This is a genomic window from Gemmata palustris, from assembly GCF_017939745.1.
In the GTDB taxonomy this organism is placed as follows: domain Bacteria; phylum Planctomycetota; class Planctomycetia; order Gemmatales; family Gemmataceae; genus Gemmata; species Gemmata palustris.
The window spans coordinates 332,535-357,147 of sequence record NZ_JAGKQQ010000002.1 but is presented as its reverse complement, the minus strand read 5'-3'; the positions used below and the strand labels follow the sequence as shown (position 1 = coordinate 357,147).

18 protein-coding genes are annotated in these 24,613 nt (G+C 66.7%); 17 read left to right on the top strand and 1 reads right to left on the bottom strand.

Translation table 11 applies throughout. The features are described from left to right. Window positions 1–44: 44 nt before the first annotated feature. The 13 genes from J8F10_RS35900 (at window position 45) to J8F10_RS35840 (ending at window position 17,081) form a co-directional block, all read left to right on the top strand. On the top strand, window positions 45–1,058 hold the full coding sequence (locus tag J8F10_RS35900) for a magnesium transporter (protein WP_210662873.1): 1,014 nt from the start codon (window positions 45–47) through the stop codon (window positions 1,056–1,058). 128 nt (window positions 1,059–1,186) lie between these two features. Then, window positions 1,187–2,143, top strand: a complete 957-nt coding sequence (locus J8F10_RS35895) for a polysaccharide biosynthesis/export family protein (protein WP_210662872.1) — start codon at window positions 1,187–1,189, stop codon at window positions 2,141–2,143. Window positions 2,144–2,225: 82 nt separating this feature from the next. Continuing rightward, entirely contained in the window at window positions 2,226–2,720 is a 495-nt protein-coding gene (locus tag J8F10_RS35890) for a hypothetical protein (protein ID WP_210662869.1), read from the top strand. Window positions 2,721–2,814: 94 nt separating this feature from the next. Further along, entirely contained in the window at window positions 2,815–4,455 is a 1,641-nt protein-coding gene (locus tag J8F10_RS35885) for a hypothetical protein (protein ID WP_210662867.1), read from the top strand. Window positions 4,456–4,639: 184 nt separating this feature from the next. Continuing rightward, window positions 4,640–6,295, top strand: coding sequence for a formylmethanofuran dehydrogenase subunit A (locus tag J8F10_RS35880; RefSeq protein WP_210662865.1), 1,656 nt, complete (start codon window positions 4,640–4,642; stop codon window positions 6,293–6,295). A 5-nt stretch (window positions 6,296–6,300) separates the two neighbouring features. Further along, complete coding sequence (locus tag J8F10_RS35875; protein ID WP_210662863.1) at window positions 6,301–6,936, top strand: metallophosphoesterase family protein; 636 nt, start codon at window positions 6,301–6,303, stop codon at window positions 6,934–6,936. Continuing rightward, on the top strand, window positions 6,936–7,283 hold the full coding sequence (locus J8F10_RS35870) for a P-II family nitrogen regulator (RefSeq protein ID WP_010050902.1): 348 nt from the start codon (window positions 6,936–6,938) through the stop codon (window positions 7,281–7,283). The genes J8F10_RS35875 and J8F10_RS35870 overlap by 1 nt, the downstream gene beginning before the upstream one ends. Window positions 7,284–7,810: 527 nt before the next feature. Continuing rightward, on the top strand, window positions 7,811–8,122 hold the full coding sequence (locus J8F10_RS35865; RefSeq protein ID WP_210662861.1) for an STAS domain-containing protein: 312 nt from the start codon (window positions 7,811–7,813) through the stop codon (window positions 8,120–8,122). A gap of 73 nt (window positions 8,123–8,195) precedes the next feature. Then, a complete protein-coding gene (locus tag J8F10_RS35860) occupies window positions 8,196–8,561 on the top strand; it encodes a response regulator (RefSeq protein ID WP_210662859.1) in 366 nt (121 codons plus the stop codon). Window positions 8,562–8,622: 61 nt separating this feature from the next. After that, window positions 8,623–11,826, top strand: a complete 3,204-nt coding sequence (locus J8F10_RS35855) for a chemotaxis protein CheA (protein ID WP_210662858.1) — start codon at window positions 8,623–8,625, stop codon at window positions 11,824–11,826. A 2-nt stretch (window positions 11,827–11,828) separates the two neighbouring features. Continuing rightward, window positions 11,829–12,311 carry a chemotaxis protein CheW gene (locus tag J8F10_RS35850; RefSeq protein ID WP_210662856.1) on the top strand — a complete coding sequence of 161 codons (483 nt, stop codon included), beginning with the start codon at window positions 11,829–11,831 and terminating at the stop codon, window positions 12,309–12,311. A 45-nt stretch (window positions 12,312–12,356) separates the two neighbouring features. After that, window positions 12,357–14,627, top strand: coding sequence for a methyl-accepting chemotaxis protein (locus J8F10_RS35845; RefSeq protein WP_210662854.1), 2,271 nt, complete (start codon window positions 12,357–12,359; stop codon window positions 14,625–14,627). 135 nt (window positions 14,628–14,762) lie between these two features. After that, complete coding sequence (locus tag J8F10_RS35840) at window positions 14,763–17,081, top strand: methyl-accepting chemotaxis protein (RefSeq protein ID WP_210662852.1); 2,319 nt, start codon at window positions 14,763–14,765, stop codon at window positions 17,079–17,081. Window positions 17,082–17,169: 88 nt separating this feature from the next. On the opposite strand, the gene J8F10_RS35835 is transcribed toward J8F10_RS35840, so the two are convergent. Beyond that, complete coding sequence (locus J8F10_RS35835) at window positions 17,170–18,723, bottom strand: alginate export family protein (protein ID WP_210662850.1); 1,554 nt, start codon at window positions 18,721–18,723, stop codon at window positions 17,170–17,172. Between the two features lie 588 nt (window positions 18,724–19,311). Between J8F10_RS35835 and J8F10_RS35830 the strand changes: the two genes are divergently transcribed. The 4 genes from J8F10_RS35830 to J8F10_RS35815 all read left to right on the top strand — a co-directional run bounded on the left by J8F10_RS35830 (window position 19,312) and on the right by J8F10_RS35815 (window position 24,597). After that, complete coding sequence (locus J8F10_RS35830) at window positions 19,312–21,267, top strand: methyl-accepting chemotaxis protein (RefSeq protein WP_210662848.1); 1,956 nt, start codon at window positions 19,312–19,314, stop codon at window positions 21,265–21,267. A gap of 99 nt (window positions 21,268–21,366) precedes the next feature. Beyond that, window positions 21,367–22,878 (top strand): CheR family methyltransferase, encoded by a 1,512-nt coding sequence (locus J8F10_RS40495; RefSeq protein ID WP_210662846.1) that lies wholly within the window; start codon window positions 21,367–21,369, stop codon window positions 22,876–22,878. 15 nt (window positions 22,879–22,893) lie between these two features. Beyond that, complete coding sequence (locus J8F10_RS35820) at window positions 22,894–23,946, top strand: protein-glutamate methylesterase/protein-glutamine glutaminase (protein WP_210662844.1); 1,053 nt, start codon at window positions 22,894–22,896, stop codon at window positions 23,944–23,946. A 204-nt stretch (window positions 23,947–24,150) separates the two neighbouring features. Further along, window positions 24,151–24,597, top strand: coding sequence for a response regulator (locus J8F10_RS35815; protein WP_210662842.1), 447 nt, complete (start codon window positions 24,151–24,153; stop codon window positions 24,595–24,597). Window positions 24,598–24,613: the final 16 nt, after the last annotated feature.

Here is a 24,613-nt window from a genome sequence, read left to right as displayed (position 1 = left end):
TCGGGCGGGAGTTGTTCGGCGTATCGAAGTGAGAGTGGAGCGCGATGCCCTTACACCTGACCGAAGCCCAACTGAACGAGCCGGTGACCACGTACATGCGCGCCGACTTCGCCACGCTGGACCCGGAGTGGACCGTGGGCGAGGCTCTGGCGCACATGCGCAAGTACCCGCCGCCCGGCCGGATCATCTACTTTTACGTCGTCGATTCCGCGCTCCGGCTCGTCGGCGTCGTCCCCACGCGCCGGCTCCTGCTGGCCGCCCTCGAGACGCGCGTCAAGGATGTCATGATCGCGTCCGTGATCGCGATCCCGTCTTCGGCCACGCTCCTCGATGCGTGCGAGTTCTTCACCATGCACCGGCTGCTCGCGTTCCCGGTGGTGGACGAAATGCGCCGGCTGATCGGCGTCATCGACATCGAGGCCTACGCGGAAGAGCTGGCCGAAACCGGTGATTCCAACCCGGCCCCGGTCGCCCCCGGCCCGCGCGACGACGTGTTCCAGTTAATCGGTGTGCGCCTCACGCGGTCGCAACAGGCGCGCCCGTTGGTCGCGTTCCGCGGGCGGTTCCCGTGGCTGCTGTGTAACGTCGCGGGCGGCACGCTCGCGGCCGTTCTCGTGGAAATCTACCACGCCGAGTTGAACTGGCAGCACGCGGTCCTCGCGCTCTTCATCCCGGTCGTGCTCGCGCTCGCGGAGAGCGTCGCGATTCAGTCCGTCACGCTCGCGCTCGAAGCGTTCCGCGAGGCCGGCCCCTCCTGGCGCGAGCTCTTCCGCCGGCTGCGCCCCGAAGCGCTGACCGGACTGCTGCTCGGTCTCGCCACGGGCCTTCTGGTGGGGGTGATTGCCGCCATCTGGCAGAACCTCGCGGTGCTGTTTCTGATCGTGCTGGGTGGAATCGGGATCGGAGTCACGTGTGCTGCGGTCGCGGGAATGGCGGTGCCGCACGTCCTCCGGCTACTGAAGCGCGACCCGCAAGTCGCCGCAGGACCGATCGCCCTGACCTGCGCGGACGTGGCCGCGTTGCTCGCGTACTTCAACCTCGCTCGTTTGCTCACGTAACCCAGTCCCCCGGACTTGAATCAAACCCGTGCGATTCGTGTGGTTTGGTTCACGAACGGTTCCGGCCGCGCCGATAACACAAGCGATACCGGCGGTTGCCGGGGAGCGTTTCGTGCGGGGGAGCGGTTATGACAGCGGCGCGTCGGTGCAAGCTCTTGTTCGTCGTCGCCGGACTCGCAATGGTCGCCACCGGCTGCATGCACGGGTCGCACGCGGGCTACTTCGGAACGCCCCCGATGCCCAATGACGCGAACGCGCACATCCAGGTGCCGCCGGAAGACGCCGTTCCGCGTGAAATGAAGAAGATCACGCTCCCGCCCTACGTCATCGAAGCGCCGGACCAACTGCTCATCGAAGTCGTGCAGCGGACCAAGGTGCCGGACTTTGATCCGGTAAGCGGCAAAGTGATCACTGGCATTGACGGGAAGGACCGCATGAAGGACGTGACCATCCCGCTCACGGTCCAGCCGGTCTCGGGGCCGTTCCAGGTTCGGCTCGACGGGTCCGTCGGCCTCGGGTTCTGGGGCGCGGTGCCGGTCGCGGGTCTGACGCTCGATCAAGCGGCCGAAGCGATCCGCACGCACCTCGCTCAGCAATTCACGCTGAGCAAGTTCGAGACGCAGCCGGAGAGCATCATCGTGATCGTGGACGTGATCGCGTACAACAGCAAACGGTATTACATCATTGTCGACGGCGGAGGTCAGGGCGCCGGGGAGCAGGTCGTGTCGTTCCCCATCACCGGCAGCGAAACCGTGCTGGACGCGATTTCCAATATCGGGGGCCTGTCCGACGTGTCTAGCCGCCGGAACATCTGGATCGCACGCCGCACGCCGCACGCCGGGCAGCCGTGGCAGATTCTACCCGTGGACTGGGTCGGGATGAGTCAACACGGCATCACGTACACGAACTACCAGGTGATGCCGGGGGACCGCATCTACGTGAAGGCCCAGCGCCTCGTGACCATCGACCGCACGCTCGCACGCCTCATCGCGCCCGTCGAGCGGGTGTTCGGGATCACGCTCCTCGGGTCGAGCACTGTGAACCAGATCGCCGGGCGCGGCAACGGGTTCGGGAACAACAACTGATCTGACGCGGATTTCGGAACGCGAAATGCGGCGATGTGAAGGTTAGGCTGTAGGTGGGCACTCAACACGGAGGATTCACGACATGACGCGCTTCTTGTTGATGGTGGTTGCGGTCCTCGGCACCGCCGGGGCCGCGACAGCCCAGTACCCGACGCAACAGTACCAACAGCAACAGCAGTACCCGCCGGGGGGTGTGATGCCGAACATCTACAACCCGCAGAACCAGCCGCTCAGCCCGTACTTGAATTTGTTGCGGGGCGGCAACCCGGGCGTGAACTACTACTACGGCGTGCGCCCGGGAACCGTGGGCGGGATGATGAACCAGGGCTCGGGGGCGCCGTTTACGGCGCCGGGCGGGAACCGGACGCTGTTCTTCCCGCAACTGGCGAACGCTGCGGACCCGTTGCAGCCGTATGAGGTCGGCCCCGGCTCCGTGCTCCCCCCGGCCGGGCACGCGGTCGTGTTCGGGAACACGCTGGGTTACTTCCCGTCGCCGTTCGGCAACCGCGGTGGTACCCGGTCCGGGCTGGCCGGAGTCGGGACGTCGCGCCCGCCGGCGCCGGCGCAAAAGAAATGAGTTCCGAGTGCCGGGTTCTCGCGCAAGAACGGATTCTTAACGCGGTCCCCGGCACGTTCTCCGCAGCACTATCGAAGCTCTCAAGGACGAGGCCATGCGGACATTTGTGGGCGTGATCGCGGTGCTGGGGTTGGCCGTCACGGTGGCGGTGGCGCAACCACCGCGCGAGCGCGGCGCGACCTTCCGACCACCCGAAGCGCTGAAACCCGGTGAGGCTCCGGTCGCGCGGGGCGCTGCGGACGATTTCCCGCCGTCGTCGTTCCCGACTACACCGGTAACGCGGTCGGGTACGGGAACCGGCTCCGGGCGCCCGGGCGTGGCCGGCCCCGCGTGGCTCTCCGGGCCAGGAACGGACCCGGGCGTCGTTCCCGCGGCCGGGAGTTTGACGCGCGGCCGCGGGGACGTGCGCCAGCTCACGCCACAACCGAAGGACGATCCGGCACTTTCGTCGAAGGGCTTTGAAAGGCCGAAAGGCTCTTCGGCCCCCCAACAGCAACAACCCGAACCGACGGCCTCGACCCCGTTCCGCGGGACGAGCGCGAGTGGATCGCCGGTGTTCGCCGGGCCGCCCGCGTACCGCTGGTACGGGTGGGGGACTGTGACCCCGGGCGCGAACCCGTTCGCCCCGACGGGCCAGTACCCGAAGGCGTCCGCGAACTGGTACTCGATTACCGGTGCGACGCCCGGCGCGTTCCCCGTGCCCGTGATGAACCCGCTCCGCACGCCGCCCGGCACGGAACCGCCGAGCTACGGCACGAGCCGCGCCGCGGCCCCTCCGCAATCCGTCGTACCGGTCGCAACGCAGTCGCAGCCGCAACTGCAACCACAATTACCGCCGGCCCCGCAATTCCAGCCGCGGCTGCAACCGCAGACGCCGCAACCGAACACGCCGGGCGCGGATCGCCCCGAGCCGCCGAAGTTCAACCCGACGGGCGAATCGAAGTTCTCGCCCGGCCCGGACGTTGGCAGCCCGCCCAGCCCGCCCGCGCCCGTTCAGAAGCCGTCCGTACCGGTGAACATCCCGCGAATCACCGCGCCGCCGATCGTACCTCCGGTCGCGATCGCGCCGCCCGTTGTTCCCGAGCCGACCGCGGTCGCGGTCAAGGAACCGGCCCCGATCCCGTTCCCGCCCGCAATGAAGCCGGAACCGGCCGCTGAACTGCCGCCGGTTGGTCCGCGGATCTCGGCCCCGTCCATTCTCCCGGCGATGGAACCCACGAAGCCGGTCGCGACCCCGCAGCCCCCCCCCGGCGCGCTCCCGATCTCTGTGACGGAAGAGCCCAAGCCGGAAGAACCCGCGCGCGTCGAAGTCAAGGACGTGAAGCCGCCGGAAGCGCCGAAGCGCGAGGAGTACCACTGGCAGACGGCCCCCGCGTCCACACAACCCGCGCCCGGAACGTGGGCACCGGCGAGCAGCACGCCACCCGCGCCGGCCGCAGCCCCGGCTCCGCCCGCGAACGATGTGCCGGCGTGGAAGTCGGGTGCGGCGAACGCCAAGCTCATCGTGGCCCGGGCACAAATGAACGACAACACCCCGGACCCGATCGCGACTCTCATTCGCGAGGTGTGCCAGGGGCGGGCCACTTTTGTGGAGGTCCGCTGGACCGGTACGAAGAAGCTGATCGTGAGTTTCGAGGTGCGGACCGCGCCCGAGGCCCAAAAACTCGTCACCGACATCAGCCGCCAAAAGGAACTGGCCCCGTACCAGATCGACTTCTGCGCCATCGTGAAGTGAAAATGCGAACGCCCCGTGTGAGCCGGAAGTTTGGCGAACGGCCGGTGTAAGCCGGCCGGTGTGGAACGTGACGCTCTGTGACCCTCGGGATTTGCCCGAAGGTCACAGAGCGTTCCTTGTTTCATCGGCTCGCGTGTTGCGGCTTCGCGTTCCCGGCCGGCCGCGCGCCTCTTAGAATCTCCGCATGCCTCTCACCAAGCTAGCCGGCGGAACCGTCTACGATCCCGCGAACGGCGTTTACGGCGAAGTTCGCGACCTGTGGATCGCCGACGGGAAGATCGTCGATCCGCCCGCCGACGCAGCGCTCCCCGCGCGCACGTTCGACCTTTCGGGCCTCGTCGTGATGCCCGGCGGCGTGGACATGCACGCGCACATTGCCGGTCCGAAGGTGAACGTCGCGCGCAAGCTCCGGCCCGAGGACCGGCGCGACAACCCGCCCTTCTTCCGCACCGATCTCCTGCGATCGGGCACACGCGGCAGCACGCCGACCACGTTCACGACCGGCTACCTCTACGCGGGCCTCGGCTACACGACCGTGTTCGACGCCGCGATCCCCCCACTGGGCGCGCGCCACACCCACGAAGAGTTCCACGACACCCCGGTCATCGACAAAGGGTTCTTCGTCCTCGTCGGCAACAACCACTACCTGATGGACCAGCTCGGGCGCGGCGAATCCGAGCGCGTGCGGGCGTTCTGCGGGTGGCTCCTCAACGCGACCCGCGGGTACGCACTGAAAGTGGTGAACCCCGGCGGCGTCGAAGTGTGGAAGCAGGGCCGCAGCGGAATGGCGGGGCTCGACGACGTCGTTCCCGGGTTCGGGGTGTCGCCGCGCGCGATTGTCGCTGCGGTCGCGCGCACCGCGGACGAGTTGAAGTTGCCGCACCCGGCACACATTCACTGCAACCAACTCGGGATGCCGGGCAACTGGCAGACGACGCTCGACACCATGAAGGCCGTGGACGGCCACCGCGCGCACTTCACGCACATTCAGTTCCACAGCTACGGTGGCGGTCCCGACGACCAGGGGACGTTCTGTTCCAAGGTGCCCGCGCTCGCGGAGTGGGTGAACGACCACCCGAACCTGACCGTCGATGTGGGCCAAGTGATGTTCGGCGACACGACTTCAATGACCGGCGACGGACCGCTCGGCCACTTCCTGCACAAAGTGACGGGCCGGAAGTGGTTCAACGGGGAGACCGAGTGCGAGGGCGGGTGCGGGATCGTGCCCATCGAGTACAAGGAAAAGAGCTTCGTTCACGCGCTCCAGTGGGCCATCGGGCTCGAATGGTACCTGCTCGTGAACGACCCGTGGCGGGTGGCGATGAGCACCGACCACCCGAACGGCGGGTCGTTCCTCGCGTACCCGGAAATTTGTGCGCTGCTCTTGAGCCGCGACTACCGGCGCGAGGTGCTGAAGCGCCTGCCCGAGCGCCTGCGCACGGTCTGCACGCTCCCGGACCTCGAGCGCGAGTACACGCTCTCGGAGATCGCGATCGTGACACGCGCCGGCCCCGCGCGGATGCTGGGCCTACCGCATAAAGGGCACCTCGGACCCGGCGCCGATGCGGACGTCACTGTGTACACCCCGGGCAGCGACTTCAAGCTAATGTTCGAGCTGCCGCGGTACGTGTTCAAGGCGGGGGAACTGGTGGTCGAACAGGGCGAAATCCGCGTCGTCCCTTTTGGCCCGTCGCTCGCGGTCCGGCCGGCGTTCGACGAGGCCGCAATCCCGCACATCCGCGAGTGGTTCGAGGGTGCGTACTCGCTCGCGTTCGACAACTACGCGGTCGGCCCGGAGTACGCTTCGCACGGCGAAATTGTCGTGCCGTGCCGGGAGTGAACGCCGTGCGAATCGGCATCGTCACCGATATTCACGATCAGGTGAAGATCCTCGCGGAAGTGCTTGCGATACTGCGCGCCGAAGCCGTTGACGCGATCGTCACGCTCGGCGACAACACGGACCTGTTCGGGAAGTGGAACAAGGCCGATGGGGTCGCGGATTTGTTGCGCGGGGCCGGCGCGGTCGGTGTGTGGGGCAACCACGATTTCGGTTTGTGCCGCAACGTACCGGAAGAAACCCAGTTCCGGTTCCTGCGCAAGACCCTCGATTACTTCGCGACGCTCCAACCGCGTCTCGAACTCGGTGGCTGTCACTTCAGTCACATCGAGCCGTTTCTCGACCCCGAACGAACGGATGACTTGTGGACGTTCGAGGGGCGCCCGGAAGACGAGGAACGCACGGCCAAGAGTTTCGCGGCGGTCCCGCATCGCGCCGCGATCCTGGGGCACTTTCACCGGTGGCTCGCGCTCTCGGATACAGGCCGCGTCGCGTGGGACGGCGCTGTCCCGCTGCACTTCGAGCCGGACAAACGGTATCTTGTGTTAGTGGCCCCGCTGTTCAGGGGGGCGTTCGCGGTCCTGGACACCGACCGCGGGATCATCGAACCGCGCAACCTGCCCCGGCGCGAGGAACCGACATAATGAAGCTGATTCTCGCGATCATTCAGCCCTCGAAGCTCGACGCCGTCAAGGAAGCGCTGAATAAGGTGGAGGTGTTCCGGCTCACGATCGTGGACGTACTCGGGTTCGGCCGACAGAAGGGCCACACGGAGGTGTACCGCGGTCACGAACTGACGGTGAACATGCTGCGGAAGGTCCAGTTACAGATCGCGGTGAACGAGGACTTCGTGGAACCGACCGTGAACGCGATCATGGACGCGGCTCGCACCGGACCGGAGGGGCGCATCGGCGACGGCAAGATTTTTATTCTACCACTGGAAGATTGCATTCGCATCCGAACCGGCGAGCGCGGTCCCGAAGCAATATGAGCGCACTCGTGTGATGCGGGACCGAATTTTTCGTCTCTCGCCCGACGAAAAAGCTCCCGAGATACTCGGCGAAGCGCACCGCCCCAATCGGGTGCCGAGTGTGTTTCAAGAACTGTATTTTAATGTAGCACACACATCGAATCTGCGGGCGAACCGCCGCCATTACAAATTCGTCAGCGCGCTCCGCGCGCGGCGCATCTCCTGATCCGGCTCGAACACGTCTACAAACGCGAAGAGCCAATTTTGTTGGCAAAACCGCGTTAAGCGGCCCGCGCAAAATTTGACTTCACCCGGCCCGCGTTCTGAAGTTAGGAGCGCACTGTGGGCTCGCCATAACAGGTGTGTTTACAGATTAGCTCGTTAACCCACTTTAACACTAACCGCCTCTCCGCACCGGGCACCGATTGACTGCGCGATCCGCGGCGCAGGGTATCTGGTCATTATCAGGCAAATATTTGTGGGTTGCCTCGATAAGAGAAGAGGTCGTTTGAGACGCGGCAAGAAACACTGAGATAGGGGCGCGGCGAATGGTCAGTGACGAACCGATTCACGTGACTGTTGACCCGGAGACGGGTACGTCGAACCTCGTTCTCAAGGGGCGCATCACCGTCGAATGTGCCCGCACGTTCCACACGGTCGCTCGCGACCTGGTGGCCGGCACAACTAACGTCCGGGTGTCCTGCGAAGGGGCGGAGTTCTTCGACGTGTCCGCCATCCAAATCTTCTTGGCACTCGGCCGGGAGCTCATGAAGCAGCGCCGGCGGTGCGACATCGTTGGCGTCACCGGACCCCTGGCGGCGGACTTCCGCCTCGTGGGGCTGGGCGGCGCTCCGGCGTAGTTTTGTTTTTAAACAGACCGCACTTGTCCAAGTCCAGTGTCGGACCGGGTTGCGAACTCGGGAAGGGGAACCGATGACGAAGACCGTCCTGATCGTGGACGACTCGCCCACGATGCGGCAAATGGTGGGCGACACGCTCCGCGGCGCCGGGTACGCGGTGGTCGAAGGGATCAACGGCGAGGACGCCCTGCGCAAGGTCGCCAACCGGACCGTCCAATTAGTGATTACTGATTTTAACATGCCGATCATGGGCGGGATCGTCCTGATCGAGCGCCTGCGCGCGAAGCCCGAGTTCCGGTTCACACCGATCCTGGTGCTGACCACGGAAACCGAGATGGCGCGCAAGAACCAGGGGCGCGCCGCGGGCGCGACCGGCTGGGTGACCAAACCCTTCGACCCGACGCGACTCGTCCAGGTCGTGAAACGACTCGTGCCCTGACCATTCACCTTCTCCCGGCGCCCGTACCCACAGCGCGCCCCGGACCAGAAGCGGAGCGGAAATGCGGATCGACCCTACAGCATACCGAAAAACGTTCTTCGACGAGGCGATCGACCACCTCGCGGCCCTCGAGGGCGCCCTCCTCCGGCTGGAGAAGGGCGCCGATTCCACCGCGGTGGACGAGGCGTTCCGGGCGGCCCACTCCGTCAAGGGCGGCGCGGACGCGGTCGGGTTCCCGCACATCGCGAAATTCACGCACTCCGTCGAGGGGTTCCTCGAGCGGTTCCGCGCCGGCGGGCAGATCCCGCGCCGGGGCCTGGACCTCTTGCTCGAGGCGACGGACGTGCTCGCCCGACTGGTGAGCGCGGCCCGCCACGACGAGCCGCCGCCCGAGGGCACCGAAGAACTGGTCGCCCGGCTCGCGGCCGAGGCCGCAGCCGAGACCGAGACCGCGCCCGAGGCCACAAGTGCCGGGGCGGGGGCGCGCGCGTCGAAATCGTGGTGGGAATCCCCGAAAGAACTGGACCTCCTCAAACCGGAACCGGCGGAACCCCGCGTGGCTGCATACACCGTCACCGTTACGCCCCACCCCGAAGCGCTCCGCTCGGGCCTCGACCCGCTCCCGCTGCTCCGCGAGCTGGCCCAACTCGGCACCCTCGGGCGCGTCGAGCTCAACCTCTCCGAGCTCCCGGCGCTCGCCGACCTGGACCCGGAGCGGTGCTACCTCTCCTGGAAGGTCCACCTCGAAACCGCACAACCGCTCAGCGCGCTCGCCGACGTGTTTGCGTTTTCCCCGGACATGATTTCGGCGACCGTTGCGCCCGCGGCCCCGGCCCCCGTGCCGGCATCGGCCGCGGCGCCCCCTCCGGCACCGGCGGCCCCACCGCCCCCCGCACCCGAGCGCCCGGCACCGACGCCCCCGCCACCGTCTCAACACTCGGCCCCGATGCCGCCCCGGATCGAGAACCCCGGGGCCTCACTGTTCGGGTCGTTCGAGCGCCGGCTCCCGGTGCCCGACCCCGTGCGGTTCGCCTCGTTCCTCGCGAAGCGCGGCGCGATCACGGCGGACCAGGGCCTCGACGCGCTCGTCCGCCAGCGCGACGGGCGCCCGACGACCGCCGCCGTCGCGGTGCAAACCGGGCACATGACGGTCGAACAGTTGAAGAACATGGTGGAGTGGATGGGGCCGGACGAGGGGTTCGGCGAGGCCGCGGTCCGGCTCGAGTACCTGACCGCCGACGACCTCGGGCGCATCCTCCTGCGGCAGGAGCAAACCGCCCCGCCCCTGAGCGAGTGCCTGACCGCGAGCGGCGCACTGAGCGGGGACGCACTGGCGCGCGAGCTCGCGGCGTACCACACGCAGGCCGCGACCACCCCGACCCCCGCGGCGAGCTTCAGCGAGCTGCCCCCGGTGGAGATGCCGCGCACGCCCGGGGAATCGCTCCTCGACGAGAACGGCGCGATGATCGGCGACTTCTGCGCCGAGGCCAGCGAGCACCTGGAGACCGCCGACCGGCACCTGCTGACGATCGACGGCGACCCGACCAACGCGTCCGCGCTCAACGCCGTGTACCGCGGGTTCCACACGATCAAGGGCGTGTCCAGCATGCTCGGCCTGAGCGCCGTTCAAATGCTGGCCCACGAAGCCGAGAACCTGCTGAACCTGGCCCGCGAGGGCAAAGTGGTGCTGCAGGGCAAGCCGATGGACCTGGTGTTCGCCAGTACCGACGGGCTCAAGCGCCAGGTGCAGTTCATTCGCCAGTGGGCGATCGAGCGGGGCAAACTCACAGAGGACCCGGCCCTGCCGAAGCTCCTCTCCGAGTTGCGGGCCTCGGTGGGCGGACAGCCGGCCGCGTCGGCACACGCCCCGCGCTCCGTAGCCCCGGCGCCCCCGGCCCCGGCCGCAGCGGCCCCGACGGCCCCGGCCCCCGCGCCGAAGGCCACCGACGCCCACCCCGAACCCGCCGAACGCGCCCCGGCCCCGGCGCCCGCGCCAAAAGCCGACGCCCACCCCGAGCCCGCCGCCCGCCGCGCCCCGGACAAGGAAACGGTGCGCGTGGACAAGGACCGGCTCGACAAGCTCATCAACACCATCGGCGAACTGGTCATCGCCCAGTCGATGGCCCAGCAGGAGTTCGACGAGCTCAACGCCGGGGAGGGCGTGCTCTCGCTCGCGCTCCCCGAACTGTCGAAGATCTCCCGCGACCTCCAGGAGCTGAGCCTGTCGCTGCGGATGGTCCCGATGCAGGGCACGTTCCAGAAGATGGCCCGGCTGGTCCGCGACCTGTCGCGGAAGATGGACAAGCCGGTCGAGCTCGAGCTGCACGGCGAGGAGACCGAACTCGACAAGACGGTGGTGGACCAGCTCGGCGACCCGCTCATGCACATGGTCCGCAACGCGATCGACCACGGGCTCGAGGACACGACCGAGCGGGCCGCGGCCGGCAAGCCGACCGCGGGGCGCGTCACCCTCCGCGCGTACCACCAGGGCGGGAGCGTGTTCATCGAGCTGACCGACGACGGCAAGGGCCTGGACCGCGAGCGCATCCTGCGCAAGGCGGTGGAAAAGGGCATCATCGCCGAGGGCCAGCGCCTCATGGACTCCGAGATCTACGCGCTGATCTTCGAGGCCGGGTTCTCGACCGCGAAGGCCGTGACCGACGTGTCCGGGCGCGGCGTCGGGATGGACGTGGTCCGGCGGAACGTCGAGGCGCTCCAGGGGAACATCCTGATCCGCACCCAGTTGGGCCACGGGACCACGTTCACCATCCGCCTGCCGCTCACGCTGGCGATCATGGACGGGCTGGTGGTCGGGCTCGGGGGCGAGGTGTACGTGCTCCCGCTCCTGTCGGTCGTCGAGTCGTTCCGCCCGCGCCCGACCGACGTCCACCGGGTCGCCGGGCGCGGCGAGGCGGTCACGGTCCGCGGCGAGGTGGTCCCGCTCCTGCGCCTCCACGAGATCCTCGGGCGCCCGAGCGAGATCACCGACCCGTGCCGCGGGCTGGTCGTGCTGGTCGAGGACCAGGGCAAGAAGCACGCGGTCCTGGTGGACGAGCTGCTCGGCCAGATGCAGGCGGTGGTCAAGAGCCTCGACGCGAACTACCGGCGCGTCGAGGGGCTCGCGGGTGCGACCATCCTCGGCGACGGGCGCGTGGCCATGATCCTCGACATCCACGGGCTCGCTCAGTTGCACACCCAGTTCGGCAGGGGCGCGCCGGAACCGGCCCTCGCCTCCGTCGGTTCCGACAACTTCTTTGGAGCATGAGCATGAACGCACCCGACAAGAGCGACCTGACCGGCTCCCCCGACGGGAGCCAGTTCCTGACCTTCCTGCTGCAGGACGAAGAGTACGGGCTGGAGATCCTGCGGGTCCAGGAGATCAAGGGGTACTCGAAGATCACCCCGTTGCCCAACACGCCGCGCGAGATCAAGGGCGTCATGAACCTGCGCGGGACCGTGGTCCCGATCATCGACCTGCGCACCCGGTTCGGGCTCCGCGAGGCCGAGTACACGCCGTTCACCGTCATTATCGTGGTCACCGTGGGCGCCAAGATCGTCGGGCTCGTCGTGGACGCGGTGTCCGACGTGCTCAACGTCGAGGCCAAAGAAATGGTCCCGACACCCGACCTCGGCGCGGGCGTGGACACCTCGTTCCTCACCGGCATCGCCCGCACCGGCGAGCGCCTCGTGTCCCTCCTCAACGTCGATCGGCTGGTCGGGAACACCCCCGGCCCGGCCCTCACCGCATAACCCCAACCGAATTCTCCCGCTTCACCAGCATTGAGAGACGCGCCCATGAACTGGTTACGCAACCGCCAAACGATGACCAAGTTGCTGTTTGGCTTCTCGGTCCTCTCGGCCCTGATGGCCGGTATGGGGTACATGGCGCTCTCCAGCATGGGAACGCTCCAGGACAACACGGAAACGCTCTACGAGAAGCACCTCAAGGGGATGCACGCGGTCGACGAGACCTGCACCTCGGTCGCGCTCTCGGGGCGGGGCGTGCGGATGACGATCCTGTCACCGACCCCGGACGAGCGCAGGAAGAACGCGGACCAAACGCGCCAGTACCTCAAAGACGTCCAGGCCAACATGGACAACGTGGAAAAAACGCTCGTCACCCCCGAGGCGAAGCAGAAGCTGGCGGAGGTCAAGCCCCTTCTCGCGCCGTGGATCGAGCGCCTGGGCCGGGCCAACACCCTGGCCGAGGCCGGGCGCGACAAAGAGGCCCTCGAGGTGCTCCAAAGTTCGGTCGCGGGGGCCGGTCAACTCGTCGCGGGCATGGCGGCTCTGAGGGACGCAAAATTCAAGGTCAGTCAGCAATCGTTCGAGAGCGCGACGGAAACGTACCGCGCGGCGCGGAGCACGACGATCGGCATGGTCATCGGGGGCATCGCGGGCGGGCTGGTTTTGGGGTACGTGATCGCCCAACTCATTACCAGCCCATTGACCCGCTGCGTGGCCGTTCTGGAAGGGGTGGCGAAAGGCGACCTGGCTCAGCGGGCGGAGATCGATACCCGGGACGAAATCGGGCGCCTCGCGGCGGCGCTGAACACGGCAATCGGCAACATGCAGACCAACGTCACGGCCATGGCCCGAACCCAATCGATGCTCGACTCGGCCCCGATCAACGTGATGTTCGCGGACCGGGAGTTCAAGATCCGCTACGCCAACAACGCGACGCTCAAGACACTTAAAGCCGTGGAGCACCTGATCCCCATTAAGGCGGACCAGCTCATCGGCCAGTCCATCGACATCTTCCACAAGCGCCCGGAGCACCAACGGCGCCTCCTGGGCGACCCGAAGAACCTGCCCCACTCGGCCAACATCCCCCTCGGGCCGGAAACGCTGGAACTGAACATCAACCCGGTGCTCGATCAGAACCGGACCTACATCGGGGCGATGGTCACCTGGTCGATCGTCACCGAGCGCCTCGCCCTCGAGAAGAAGGTCAAGGACGGCGCCGAACGCGACGCGGCTCAGGCGGCCGAACTGCAGCACAAGATCGCGGCCATCACCGCCTCGGTGGGCGCACTGGCGGCGGGGGACTTCACGCAACAAGTACCCGACCTGGGCACCGACAATGTCGGTCAGATGGCGGGTTCGCTGAACAAGGCGATCGTCTCGGTTCGGACCGCGCTCGAGGGCGTGCGGGAGGTGTCGGAGCAACTGGCGGACGCCTCGGGTCAACTGTCGGCGGCGAGCGACGAGATCTCGACGGGCGCTCAGGAGCAGGCCTCGAGCCTCGAAGAGACGGCCAGTACCTTGGAAGAGATCACGGCGACGGTGAAGCAGAACTCGGACAGCGCGCAGCAGGCGCGCCAGTTGGCGAGCAGCTCGAAGGAAGTGGCGGAGAAGGGCGGTGAGGTAGTCGGCAACGCGGTCGACGCAATGGGCGAGATCAACCAGTCGTCGAAGAAGATCGCGGACATTATTACGACGATTGATGAGATCGCGTTCCAGACGAACCTGCTGGCGCTGAACGCGGCGGTGGAGGCGGCTCGTGCGGGCGAGCAGGGTCGGGGTTTCGCGGTGGTGGCTTCGGAGGTCCGCAATTTGGCCCAGCGGAGTGCAAGCGCCGCGAAGGAGATCAAGTCCCTCATCCAAGACTCGGTGAAGAAGGTGGACGCGGGCACGGAGCTGGTGAACCGCTCGGGTTCGACGCTGGGTGAGATCGTGACGAGCGTGAAGCGGGTGACGGACATCATCACGGAGATCGCGGCGGCGAGCAAGGAGCAGTCGACGGGCATCGATCAGGTGAACAAGGCGGTGTCGCAGATGGACACGGTGACGCAGCGCAATGCGTCCCAGACCGAAGAAATGTCGGCGACGGCCCAGACGCTGACGGACCAGGCGGCCCAGTTGCGCGACCTCGTGGCCCGGTTCAAGCTCACACAGGGCGAAGGGCACGCCGTTCCGAAGTCGGCCCGGGACCGCGCCCCGGCGCCCAAGTCCCCGGCGCCCAAGCCCCGGCCCGCGGTCGCCCGCGCACTAAAGAACGGGCACACCCACGAGCTCGACCGGCTCGGTGGTGGGGATGGGGCCGGCGGGTTCACCGAGTTCTAAATGCTACCAACGCGAGCCGCCGGTGCGACAGGGCGCATAACGCGGTTCGCTGCACAAACATAGCAAGCGATGCGAGATAGAATGCCTAATCAAAGTGCTTTGCCACGGGTCCGCAACCTGGGAAGAGCGACGAAAGTGCTCGCCCCCGTGGTGCTCGTCGTGTGTGCGACTACGGCCGTGGTCGTCTACCAGACGTGGCAGGGCACCCGGGACGAAACTATCACGAACAGTATCGCGAACGCGCGGAACAACATCGAGCAGTTCAAAGCGCTCCGGTCTTACTACACGAATAACGTGGTCCAGAAGGTCAGCGCCGGGTCCAAGCTCCGCGTGTCCTACGACCACAAGGATAAGGCCGATACGATTCCGCTTCCCGCCACTTTCATCCACGATATGGGAGCGGAACTTTCCCAGCGAGAGAGCGGTTTAAAGCTGCGCCTGTACAGCGCGCACCCGTTCCCCAACCGGAACGGTCGCGTCCTCGATCCGTTCGGTAAGGACGCCCTGGCGCACTTCAACGCGAACCCGCAAGCCGAGACGTTCACCCGGGTCGAGCAGGTGAACGGCGAAGAAACGGTCCGGGTCGCGATCCCCGATCGCATGACCAGCCAGGCGTGTGTGACCTGCCACAATCAGCACCCGGAGAGCCCCAAAAAGGACTGGCAACTCGGTGAGGTGCGGGGCGTCCTGGAAACGGACGTTCCGATCGGGAAGCAACTGGCTCATTCGGCCCAGCTCTCCAAGCAGATTAGCGGCGTCGTTATCGGTGGCAGTCTGGTAATTTTGGGGGTGATTGTGTTCTGTCTGTGGGGCGTCCGCCAGGGGTTGGCACGCACCGCACTCGTCCTGGACGCGGTCCGCGCCGGGGACCTGTCGAAGCGCGTCGAAATCACGAGCGGCGACGAAGTCGGGCGGCTCGCGGCGGCGCTGAACACGGCGATCGGCAACATGCAGACCAACGTCACGGACATGGCCCGGGTACAAGCCATGCTCGACTCGGCCCCGATCAACGTGATGTTCGCGGACCGGGAGTTCAAGATCCGGTACGCCAACGGATCGACACTGAAAACCCTCAAGACCGTGGAGCACCTGTTGCCCATCAAGGCGGACCAGCTCATCGGCCAGTCCATCGACATCTTTCACAAGCGCCCGGAGCACCCGCGGCGCTTGGTAGGTGACCCGAAGAACCTGCCCCACAAGGCGAACATCCTCCTCGGAGCGGAAACCCTGGAACTGAACCTTAGCCCGGTGTTCGACCAGAACCGGACCTACATCGGGGCGATGGTCACCTGGGCCGTCATCACCGAGCGCCTGGCTCTCGAGAAGAAACTCAACGATAGTGCCGAGCACGACGCGGCGCAAGCGGCCGAACTGCACCAGAAGATCACCACCATCACCACCTCGGTGGGCGCGATGGCGGCCGGGGATTTCACGCAACAAGTACCGGACCTCGGGACGGACGTGGTCGGTCAGATGGCGGGTTCGCTGAACAAGGCGATCGTCTCGGTTCGGACCGCGCTCGAGGGCGTGCGGGAGGTGTCGGAGCAGTTGGCGGATGCGTCGAACCAACTGTCGGCGGCGAGCGACGAGATCTCGACGGGCGCTCAGGAGCAGGCCTCGAGCCTCGAAGAGACGGCCAGTACCTTGCAGCAGATCACGAGTACGGTGAAGCAGAACTCGGACAGCGCGCAGCAGGCGCGCCAGTTGGCGAGCAGCTCGAAGGAAGTGGCGGAGAAGGGCGGTCAGGTGGTGGGCAGCGCGGTGGGCGCGATGAGCGAGATCAATCAGTCGTCGAAGAAGATCGCGGACATTATTACGACGATTGATGAGATCGCGTTCCAGACGAACCTGCTGGCGCTGAACGCGGCGGTGGAGGCGGCTCGTGCGGGCGAGCAGGGTCGGGGTTTCGCGGTGGTGGCTTCGGAGGTCCGCAATTTGGCACAGCGTAGCGCGACGGCGGCGAAGGAGATCAAGGGGTTAATCGAGGACTCGGTGAAGAAGGTGGACGCGGGCACGGAGCTGGTGAACCGCTCGGGTTCGACGCTGGGTGAGATCGTGACGAGCGTGAAGCGCGTGACGGACATCATCACGGAGATCGCGGCGGCGAGCAAGGAGCAGTCGACGGGTATCGATCAGGTGAACAAGGCGGTGTCGCAGATGGACACGGTGACGCAGCGCAACGCGGCCCAGACCGAGGAGATGTCGGCGACGGCCCAGACGCTGACGAGCCAAGCGGATCAGTTGCGCGACCTGGTGGCCCGATTCAAACTCACACAAGGTGAGGGAACTCCCGCGCCCCACAAGCTCGCGCCCAAGTCGGCCCGGAGCAAGGGGGCGCCTGCCAAGCCCCGACCCGCGGTCACGCGCGCGATGAAGAACGGCCACACCAACGGCAACGGGCACAAGCACGAGCTCGACCGGCTCGGTGGCAACGACGGGTTCACCGAGTTCTAATCGGCAATTGCGAGCGTATCAACGATTCGAGCGGCGGGGTAAGAAACCCCCGCCGCTCGCCGTGTTTACATCCTGTGTTGCGCCGCGCTTACCACTTCAGGCTGTACTGAGCGTAAAAGAGCTCGACGTTGTTCGGGTTCCCGGTCCGCTTCCAGAACGTGCCGCCGAAGAACTTCGAGTACCCGATCATGAAGTCCTGGTGCGCCGTCAAATGGAAGAGAGCGAGTAGGTCGAGTTCCTCGCCCACGGCGTTCCCCGACCGCCCGGTCCGGTCCTGTCGGATCGCTTGCCCGCGCGCGTTGTAGAGGGCGTCGCGGGTCGAATCCAGGTTGAAGGAGTGGTACTGCATCGACAGGTTCATCCACGGTTGCGGGGTGACGCTGACCTGGAGGTTCAGGTCGTGAATGTTCTGCCGAGCCACCAAGTCAAGATAACCAAAGTAGTTGTGCCCCTGGGGGAACAACTGATTGAAGGTGCGGTTGCTCCCCGCCCGCCCGGTCGGATCCTTGTCACCGGAGGCGTAATCGTAGTACACCCACACGTGCGGGGTCCACGGCACCTCGGTGAACCGCCAGCCCAGGCCGGCCACCATCATTTTCGCCAAGTTGTGCCGCGTCCCGCGCTCGCCGAACTGCACCGCCCCTTCAAAGTCGTAGAGGAAGTGCTTGTCCACGTCCCCGGTGTACCGGCTCCCGAACGTGTGGATATCCCCGTTATTGGTCGTGGTGTTCCCCTGCGCCAGTCCGAGGTAGTACAGGTCGAAGAACGTCCCGGCTTTCGGGCGGTACGTGGTCCACAGCCCGAAGAGGTTCCGGTTGTTGTCCACCGAGTCGAACTTGTCCAGATTTTGAACCACCGGCTGGACCCAGAACGCATCGACGCTCCACTGCTCGGTCGACCAGAACGCCTTCGCCCCCTGGAACGTGCGCCGCGTGTTCGCCCAGTCGGGCGGGGAGATGAGCCGCTGCGAGCCGTAGAGCAGTTCCTGGCGGCCGACCCGAACCGACAGAGGACCCCCGAACGGGTCACCGACTTTCGCCTCGACGAACGCGTTCTGGAGTTCCGGCCCGCTGGCGTCGTTCGGGTTCGGGGGCAGGCTGTTACCGAAGATCTCGGTGTCCATGAAATCCACGAACACCCGGAACTGGTCCTTGTACCACAGGTCGCCGTAGGCCCGGACCCGGAAGTTGTTGTAGAAATTGTTCGTCCCGCTGCCCCGGCTGCTGAGCTCGTTCATGTACCGGTCGCGCACCTCACCGCCGGTGGAGAACAGCCAGTTGCCCTCCGGGCCGAAGTGTAGGCGCTTGTAGCAGTCGGACCATTCGTGCTGGGTGTTCTTGGGGTCCTCCAGGTACCGATAGTCGTAGTCGAAGTACGGGGTCGAGTTCAGGCTGAACTGACCGCGCGGGAACTTCGGCGGCGCGTCCCGGTAGTTCCCCTGCACGGCGTCGCACAGCGAATAGTACCCCGGGCCGGACTGCGGCACCGACCACCACCCGGTCGGCGGGCGCTTGGCGACGACCGGAACCTTTTTCCAGTCCACTTTCTTCTCTTCTGACGCTTTGCTCGCCGGGTTCGCCGAGCCCCCGGGGGCGTCTGCTTTTGGCGTGCCGGGGGCGGCACCGGCGGGCGGCGCGCCCATCGGGTCCAGCCCCCCGGCACTCGGATCGGCTGGCAGTTCCCCGGGTAACGGCGGTCCGATGCGTTGCTGCTCCGGGGGCAACGGCCCCCCGATGGGTTGCTCCGCATTGGCGCGCGCGAATGTTAAAAGGGCACACCCGAGAATAATTGCCCCGATCCGTCGCGATGGAGAGCGGGGGGCGAGCGCGTCAAAAAATGGAAGCGTGGGCATATTGGAAACACCTTTGCGAGTGCTGAACATCTCAAATCACATGTACATGGTCGTTTTCTTCCGATCGTTCCCCGGATCGAATTCGTGGACCGACTTTTAGGAGCCCGAACCTCGATCGTCCGCAGCTTTAAACGAAAACTGAGAACCGAGCATAATTCGGATTCTTCCGCGCGAAGATAAAAACCGGAACGAGGATTAAAATCGGCACGCCGCGTCTCCCGCTCTAGACTTTTTTGCGCAGGGGTGCAGGGTTACCCAGAAACGGCACGTTCTCCAAAGTTTCGGTGACCGTTGAGCAATTATTGCGAAACTCGTGCGATAAATATCTTGATTGGCTGGAATTCCCAGCTCGATTGAGCCCGGCCGAGCGAGGATCTGATGTTGCGGTTCGTTTCCCGAGTGAACATCGGCCCCCGACTGATCGCGGGGTTCCTGATCGTTACCATCGCCTGTTTTATGGTCGGGCTGCGCGGGCTGGCGGCCAACGCCGAGACGAACGCGGCCCTCGACAACACCTCCGGGAACCTGCTCCCGTCCGTCATCAACCTGGACACGATCCGGACCGCAGCGGTCGCGGCGCAGCGGTCCGAGCGCACGCTGGTCCTGGCCCTTTTGCGCAAAGACGCGAAGCGGTGCCAGGACCTGTACGGCCGGATCGACGAGGGGTGGCACGACATCGACAAGGGCATGGCCGCGTACATGGCGCTACCGATGGAAGACGAAGAGGCGAAACTCTACCAGGAGCTCGTTGCCGCGCTCGCGGCGTGGAAGGTCGACAGCGATACGATCGTGCGCCACGCGAAGGCGGGCGACGCGAAAGCGGCCGAGGAAGCGTGCTTGCGCGAGTGGGCCAGTTCCGCCGGGAAGCTGAACAGCACGCTGACCCAGATGATGAACGTTCAACAAAAGATGGCCGAGCGCGAGCGGACGACGTCCCGCGAGCGCTACGTCGCGCTGCGGGCGGAAATGTGGACCGTGCTGGGCGTGGTGACGGTCGCGGCCATCGGGCTCGGGTTCCTGCTGTCCGCGTCGGTCACGCGCCCGCTCGGCGACACGGTTCGGGTGCTGGAAACGGTGGCCCACGGGGACCTCACCCCGACGGCCGAGGTGACGACGCGGGACGAGGTGGGGCGCATGGCGGTGGCCCTGAACACCGCGATCGGCTCCCTGCGTGCGGCCGAGGTCCACAAGCGCGAGCAGGCCGAGAAGGAGTTCCGCGAGACCGCGGCGCGCGAGCACGAAAAAGCCGAGCAGCTCCGGCGCGAAACCGAAAAAGAGCACGAGGAAGCGGCCCGGCGCGAGCAGGCCGCGGAGGAACTGCGCCGCAAGGTGGACCAGATGCTCGTCGGCGTCAACGCGCTGGCCGCCGGTGACTTCACCCAGCAAGTACCCGACCTGGGCACCGACGCGGTGGGCCAGATGGCCCGCTCACTGAACAAGGCGATCCTCTCGGTGCGGACCGCACTCGAGGGCGTGCGCGAGGTGTCGGTGCAGTTGGCGGATGCGTCGGGTCAGTTGTCGAGCGCGACCGAGGAGATCTCGATGGGCGCCCAGGACCAGGCGAGCAGTTTGGAGGAGACGGCGAGCAGTTTGGAAGAGATCACGGCGACGGTGAAGCAGAACTCGGACAGCGCGCAGCAGGCGCGTCAGTTGGCGAGCAGCTCGAAGGAAGTGGCGGAGAAGGGCGGGTCGGTGGTGGGCAACGCGGTCGAAGCCATGAGTGAGATCAACGGCGCCTCGAAGAAGATCGCGGACATTATTACGACGATTGATGAGATCGCGTTCCAGACGAACCTGCTGGCCCTGAACGCGGCGGTGGAGGCGGCTCGTGCGGGCGAACAGGGTCGTGGTTTCGCGGTGGTGGCTTCGGAGGTTCGTAACCTGGCCCAGCGTAGCGCGACGGCGGCGAAGGAGATCAAGGGTCTGATCGAGGACTCGGTGAAGAAGGTGGACGCGGGTACGGAGCTGGTGAACCGCTCGGGTTCGACGCTGGGCGAGATCGTGACGAGCGTGAAGCGCGTGACGGACATCATCACGGAGATCGCGTCGGCGAGCAAGGAGCAGTCGACGGGCATCGACCAGGTGAACAAAGCGGTGTCGCAGATGGACACGGTGACGCAGCGCAACGCGGCCCAGACCGAGGAACTGTCGGCGACCGCTCAGACCCTCACCGATCAGGCGGGTCAGCTCCGCGACCTGGTGGCCCGGTTCAAGCTCAGCGACGAACACGCTGTACCGAAATCGACCCGGAGCCGCGGTTCGGCTCCCAAATCTCGTCCGGTGAGCGCGCGCGCGGCGGTCGATTCTAGCGACGACGGGTTTACGGATTTTTGATCGCAGTTCTCCCGGCCGCGCGCCCCGATCGGGGAACCCGCGGTCGGCTCTTGTGGCGCGAACGACGGTTCATCTTCCCTTTCGATTGTGAGTACGCCCGTGGCTCAACGACACGACTCCGACGGCCCCGCGAACGGCCCCGCGATCCGCGACGACGAGTTCGCGGCGCTCCGCAAGTACCTCTACGATGAAGCGGGGATCTCCCTGAGCGACGGGAAGCGGGACATGGTGTGCTCCCGGCTCGCGAAGCGCCTGCGGCACCTCGGGCTGAGCTCCTACGGCGAGTACCTGCGGCGCGTCCAGGCGGGCGACCCGCCCACCGAGCGCCAGGAGTTCATCAACTGCCTGACGACCAACAAGACCGACTTCTTCCGCGAGCCGCACCACTTCGACTTCCTCCGCGACACGGTGATCCCGCAGATCCGCGCGACCGGGCGCAAGCGCCTGCGGCTCTGGTGCGCGGCGAGCTCGACCGGCGAGGAGCCGTACACGCTGGCCATGACCCTGCGCGAGCACTGCCCGGCCTCCGAGGGCTGGGACGTGCGCATCCTCGCGTCGGACATCGACACCACCGTCCTCGCGCACGCGGAGCGCGGCGTGTACGACGCGGACCGGGCCGGGGACATCCCGCCCGAGTTCCTGCGGAAGTACTTCCTCCGCGGCACCGGCGCGAAGGCCGGCAAGATCTCGGCCCGCCCCGAGCTGCGCGAGCTGCTCACGTTCCGCCAGATCAACTTGATCAAGGAGCCGTGGCCGATCCGCGCCCAGTTCGACGTGATCTTCTGCCGCAACGTGGTGATCTACTTCGACCGCGACACCCAGCACAAGCTCCTGACGCGGTTCGCCGCCCAACTCGACCCCAACGGGTTCCTGTTCCTGGGCCACTCCGAGAACATCCACTGGCTGGCCGACACGTTCGCGCCGCTCGGGTCCACCGTGTACAAGATCCGCGGCTCGACCGACACGCCCCCGCCGCGGGGCGCGCTGCCCCGGACCGCCGCGCGCCCCGCGGCCCCGGCCCCGGTCCCCGCGGTCCCGGCCGCCGCGGCCCCGGCGGGTAAGGAAGAAGAGCACAACATCATCCTGGGCGACGTCCAGGCGACGCGCGGCCCGGCCGTCATCAAGACGCTGCTCGGCTCGTGCGTGGCCGCGTGCCTCTACGACCCCGAAACGGGCGTCGGCGGGATGAACCACTTCTCGCTCCCGGGCTCGTCGGACGAGGGCACGAGCGCCCGGTACGGCGCGCACGCGATGGAGCTGCTGGTCACCGCGATCATGAAGAAGGGCGGGGACCGGAACCGGCTCCGCGCGAAGGTGTTCGGGGGCGGGAAGGTGCTCGACGTGGCCTCCGAGCACCTGAACGTGGGCGCGCGGAACGCCGAGTTCGTGCTCAAGTACCTGGAGGCCGAGGGCATCCCGGTGGTCGGGCAGTCGCTCGGCGGCAACCGCGGGCGCCTGGTCCGGTTCCGCCCGCACACCGGGCAGGCGCTGGCGAAGCACCTCGCCGGGCGCGAGCAGACCCAGGTGGTGGAGAGCGAGACGAAGTTCGGGCGCGAGCTCGACCAGCGGGCCGAGGCCCCACCGGCGGACGACGGGATCACCCTCTTTTAAAAGCAAGGTGGCGCTGTGGCAAGGACAAAAGTGCTCGTGGTCGACGACTCGGCCCTCATGCGGCAACTGCTCACCGACATCCTGCGCACCGACCCCGACCTCGAGGTCGTGGGCTCGGCCGGGGACCCGTATGCCGCGTGGGACAAGATCAAACAGGTCTCCCCCGACGTGCTGACCCTCGACGTGGAAATGCCGCGCATGGACGGCCTCACGTTCCTGGAGCGCATCATGGGGCACCGGCCGATCCCGGTGGTCATGGTGTCGTCGCTCACCGAGCGCAACTGCGACACCACGTTCCGGGCCCTCGAGCTGGGCGCGGTGGACTTCGTCACCAAACCGAAGCTCGACGTCGCGACCAAGACCGTCGCGCTGGCGAGCGAGCTGGTCGCGAAGGTGAAGGCCGCGAGCCGGGCGCGGGTGCGCCCCGGCGCCCCGCGCCCGGCCGCGAACCCGGCGGTGCGCCCCGCGGCCGGCGGGGGCGGGCTCCGGACCACGCACAAGGTGATCGCGATCGGGGCCTCGACCGGCGGGTGCGAGGCGATCGCGAACGTGCTCGGCGCGCTGCCCGCGGACGCGCCCGGCATCGTGGCCGTGATCCACATGCCCGAGGGGTTCACCAAGTCCTTCGCGGCGCGGCTCGACAAGAGCTGCGCGGTCCGCGTGTCCGAGGCCCGGGACGGGGACCGGGTCGTTCCCGGGCACGCCCTGATCGCGCCGGGGGGCCTCCACCTGGAGGTGGCCCGGAGCGGGGCCATGACGACGGTCCGGGTGCGCCCGGGGGATCCGGTGAACCGGCACCGCCCGTCGGTGGACGTGATGTTCCACTCGTGCGCCCGCGAACTCGGCCCCAACGTGACCGGGGCCATCCTGACGGGGATGGGCGACGACGGCGCCCGCGGGCTGGTCGCCATGCGCCGCGCCGGGGCGCGCACCTACGCCCAGGACGAGGCCACCTGTGTCGTGTTCGGGATGCCCAAAGAGGCCATCGCGATGGGCGGGGCCGACGAGGTGCTCCCGCTCCACCGGATCCCGGACCAACTGCTCCGCAGCGCGGCCATGATTAGCTGACGCGGCCCCACAAAAAGCGGTCCGGCGCGCCCCCGGGCGGCCCGCCCGGGGACCCGAAAACGGGTTCCGAAAAACTTGGGAACCGAGGCAAAAACCGAGGAACCCGTTCGATGATAGACGGAGGGTTTGAAGTGCCCACTCGCACGGCCCTTCGCGCGACCCCTGTAGCTCTTGGACCCGAGCCCACGCAACGAGGAGAAACTCATGTCGACGTTACGCGCCCTGGTGGTTGACGACTCCCGCATCATGCGGAACATGGTGATGAACGCGCTCAAGCAGTCCCGCTTGGCCACGTTCGAGTTCACCGAAGCGGTGGACGGGGCCGACGCCCTGACCAAGTTCGACCCCACGAAGTTCGACATGTGCTTCGTGGACTGGAACATGCCCAACATGAACGGGGTCGAGTTCGTCAAGAAGGCCCGGGCCGGCGGGACCGCGTTCCACATCCCGATGGTCATGGTGACCAGCGAACAGACGATGGCGAAGATCGAAGAGGCCCTCAACCAGGCCGGCGCCGACTCCTTCATCTGCAAGCCGTTCACGCCCGACGACATGCGCGTCAAGCTCGAGAAGCTCGTGAACAAGGTGCTGAAAACCAAAACGCCGGCGGAGCAGCAGTCCGCCGGGTTCTTCGGGGGCCTGTTTAGCTAAGCCCGCGCCCGCGCCC

Excerpts from the sequence above, each read along its gene's own strand:
- J8F10_RS35865 (WP_210662861.1), top strand. The coding sequence starts at position 7,811 with ATGGTCAGTGACGAACCGATTCACGTGACTGTTGACCCGGAGACGGGT.
- J8F10_RS35895 (WP_210662872.1), top strand. The coding sequence starts at position 1,187 with ATGACAGCGGCGCGTCGGTGCAAGCTCTTGTTCGTCGTCGCCGGACTC.
- J8F10_RS35885 (WP_210662867.1), top strand. The coding sequence starts at position 2,815 with ATGCGGACATTTGTGGGCGTGATCGCGGTGCTGGGGTTGGCCGTCACG.
- J8F10_RS35890 (WP_210662869.1), top strand. The coding sequence starts at position 2,226 with ATGACGCGCTTCTTGTTGATGGTGGTTGCGGTCCTCGGCACCGCCGGG.
- J8F10_RS35855 (WP_210662858.1), top strand. The coding sequence starts at position 8,623 with ATGCGGATCGACCCTACAGCATACCGAAAAACGTTCTTCGACGAGGCG.
- J8F10_RS35845 (WP_210662854.1), top strand. The coding sequence starts at position 12,357 with ATGAACTGGTTACGCAACCGCCAAACGATGACCAAGTTGCTGTTTGGC.
- J8F10_RS35880 (WP_210662865.1), top strand. The coding sequence starts at position 4,640 with ATGCCTCTCACCAAGCTAGCCGGCGGAACCGTCTACGATCCCGCGAAC.
- J8F10_RS35900 (WP_210662873.1), top strand. The coding sequence starts at position 45 with ATGCCCTTACACCTGACCGAAGCCCAACTGAACGAGCCGGTGACCACG.
- J8F10_RS35860 (WP_210662859.1), top strand. The coding sequence starts at position 8,196 with ATGACGAAGACCGTCCTGATCGTGGACGACTCGCCCACGATGCGGCAA.
- J8F10_RS35830 (WP_210662848.1), top strand. The coding sequence starts at position 19,312 with ATGTTGCGGTTCGTTTCCCGAGTGAACATCGGCCCCCGACTGATCGCG.
- J8F10_RS35835 (WP_210662850.1), bottom strand. The coding sequence starts at position 18,723 with ATGGGCGCGCCGCCCGCCGGTGCCGCCCCCGGCACGCCAAAAGCAGAC.
- J8F10_RS35815 (WP_210662842.1), top strand. The coding sequence starts at position 24,151 with ATGTCGACGTTACGCGCCCTGGTGGTTGACGACTCCCGCATCATGCGG.
- J8F10_RS35850 (WP_210662856.1), top strand. The coding sequence starts at position 11,829 with ATGAACGCACCCGACAAGAGCGACCTGACCGGCTCCCCCGACGGGAGC.
- J8F10_RS35870 (WP_010050902.1), top strand. The coding sequence starts at position 6,936 with ATGAAGCTGATTCTCGCGATCATTCAGCCCTCGAAGCTCGACGCCGTC.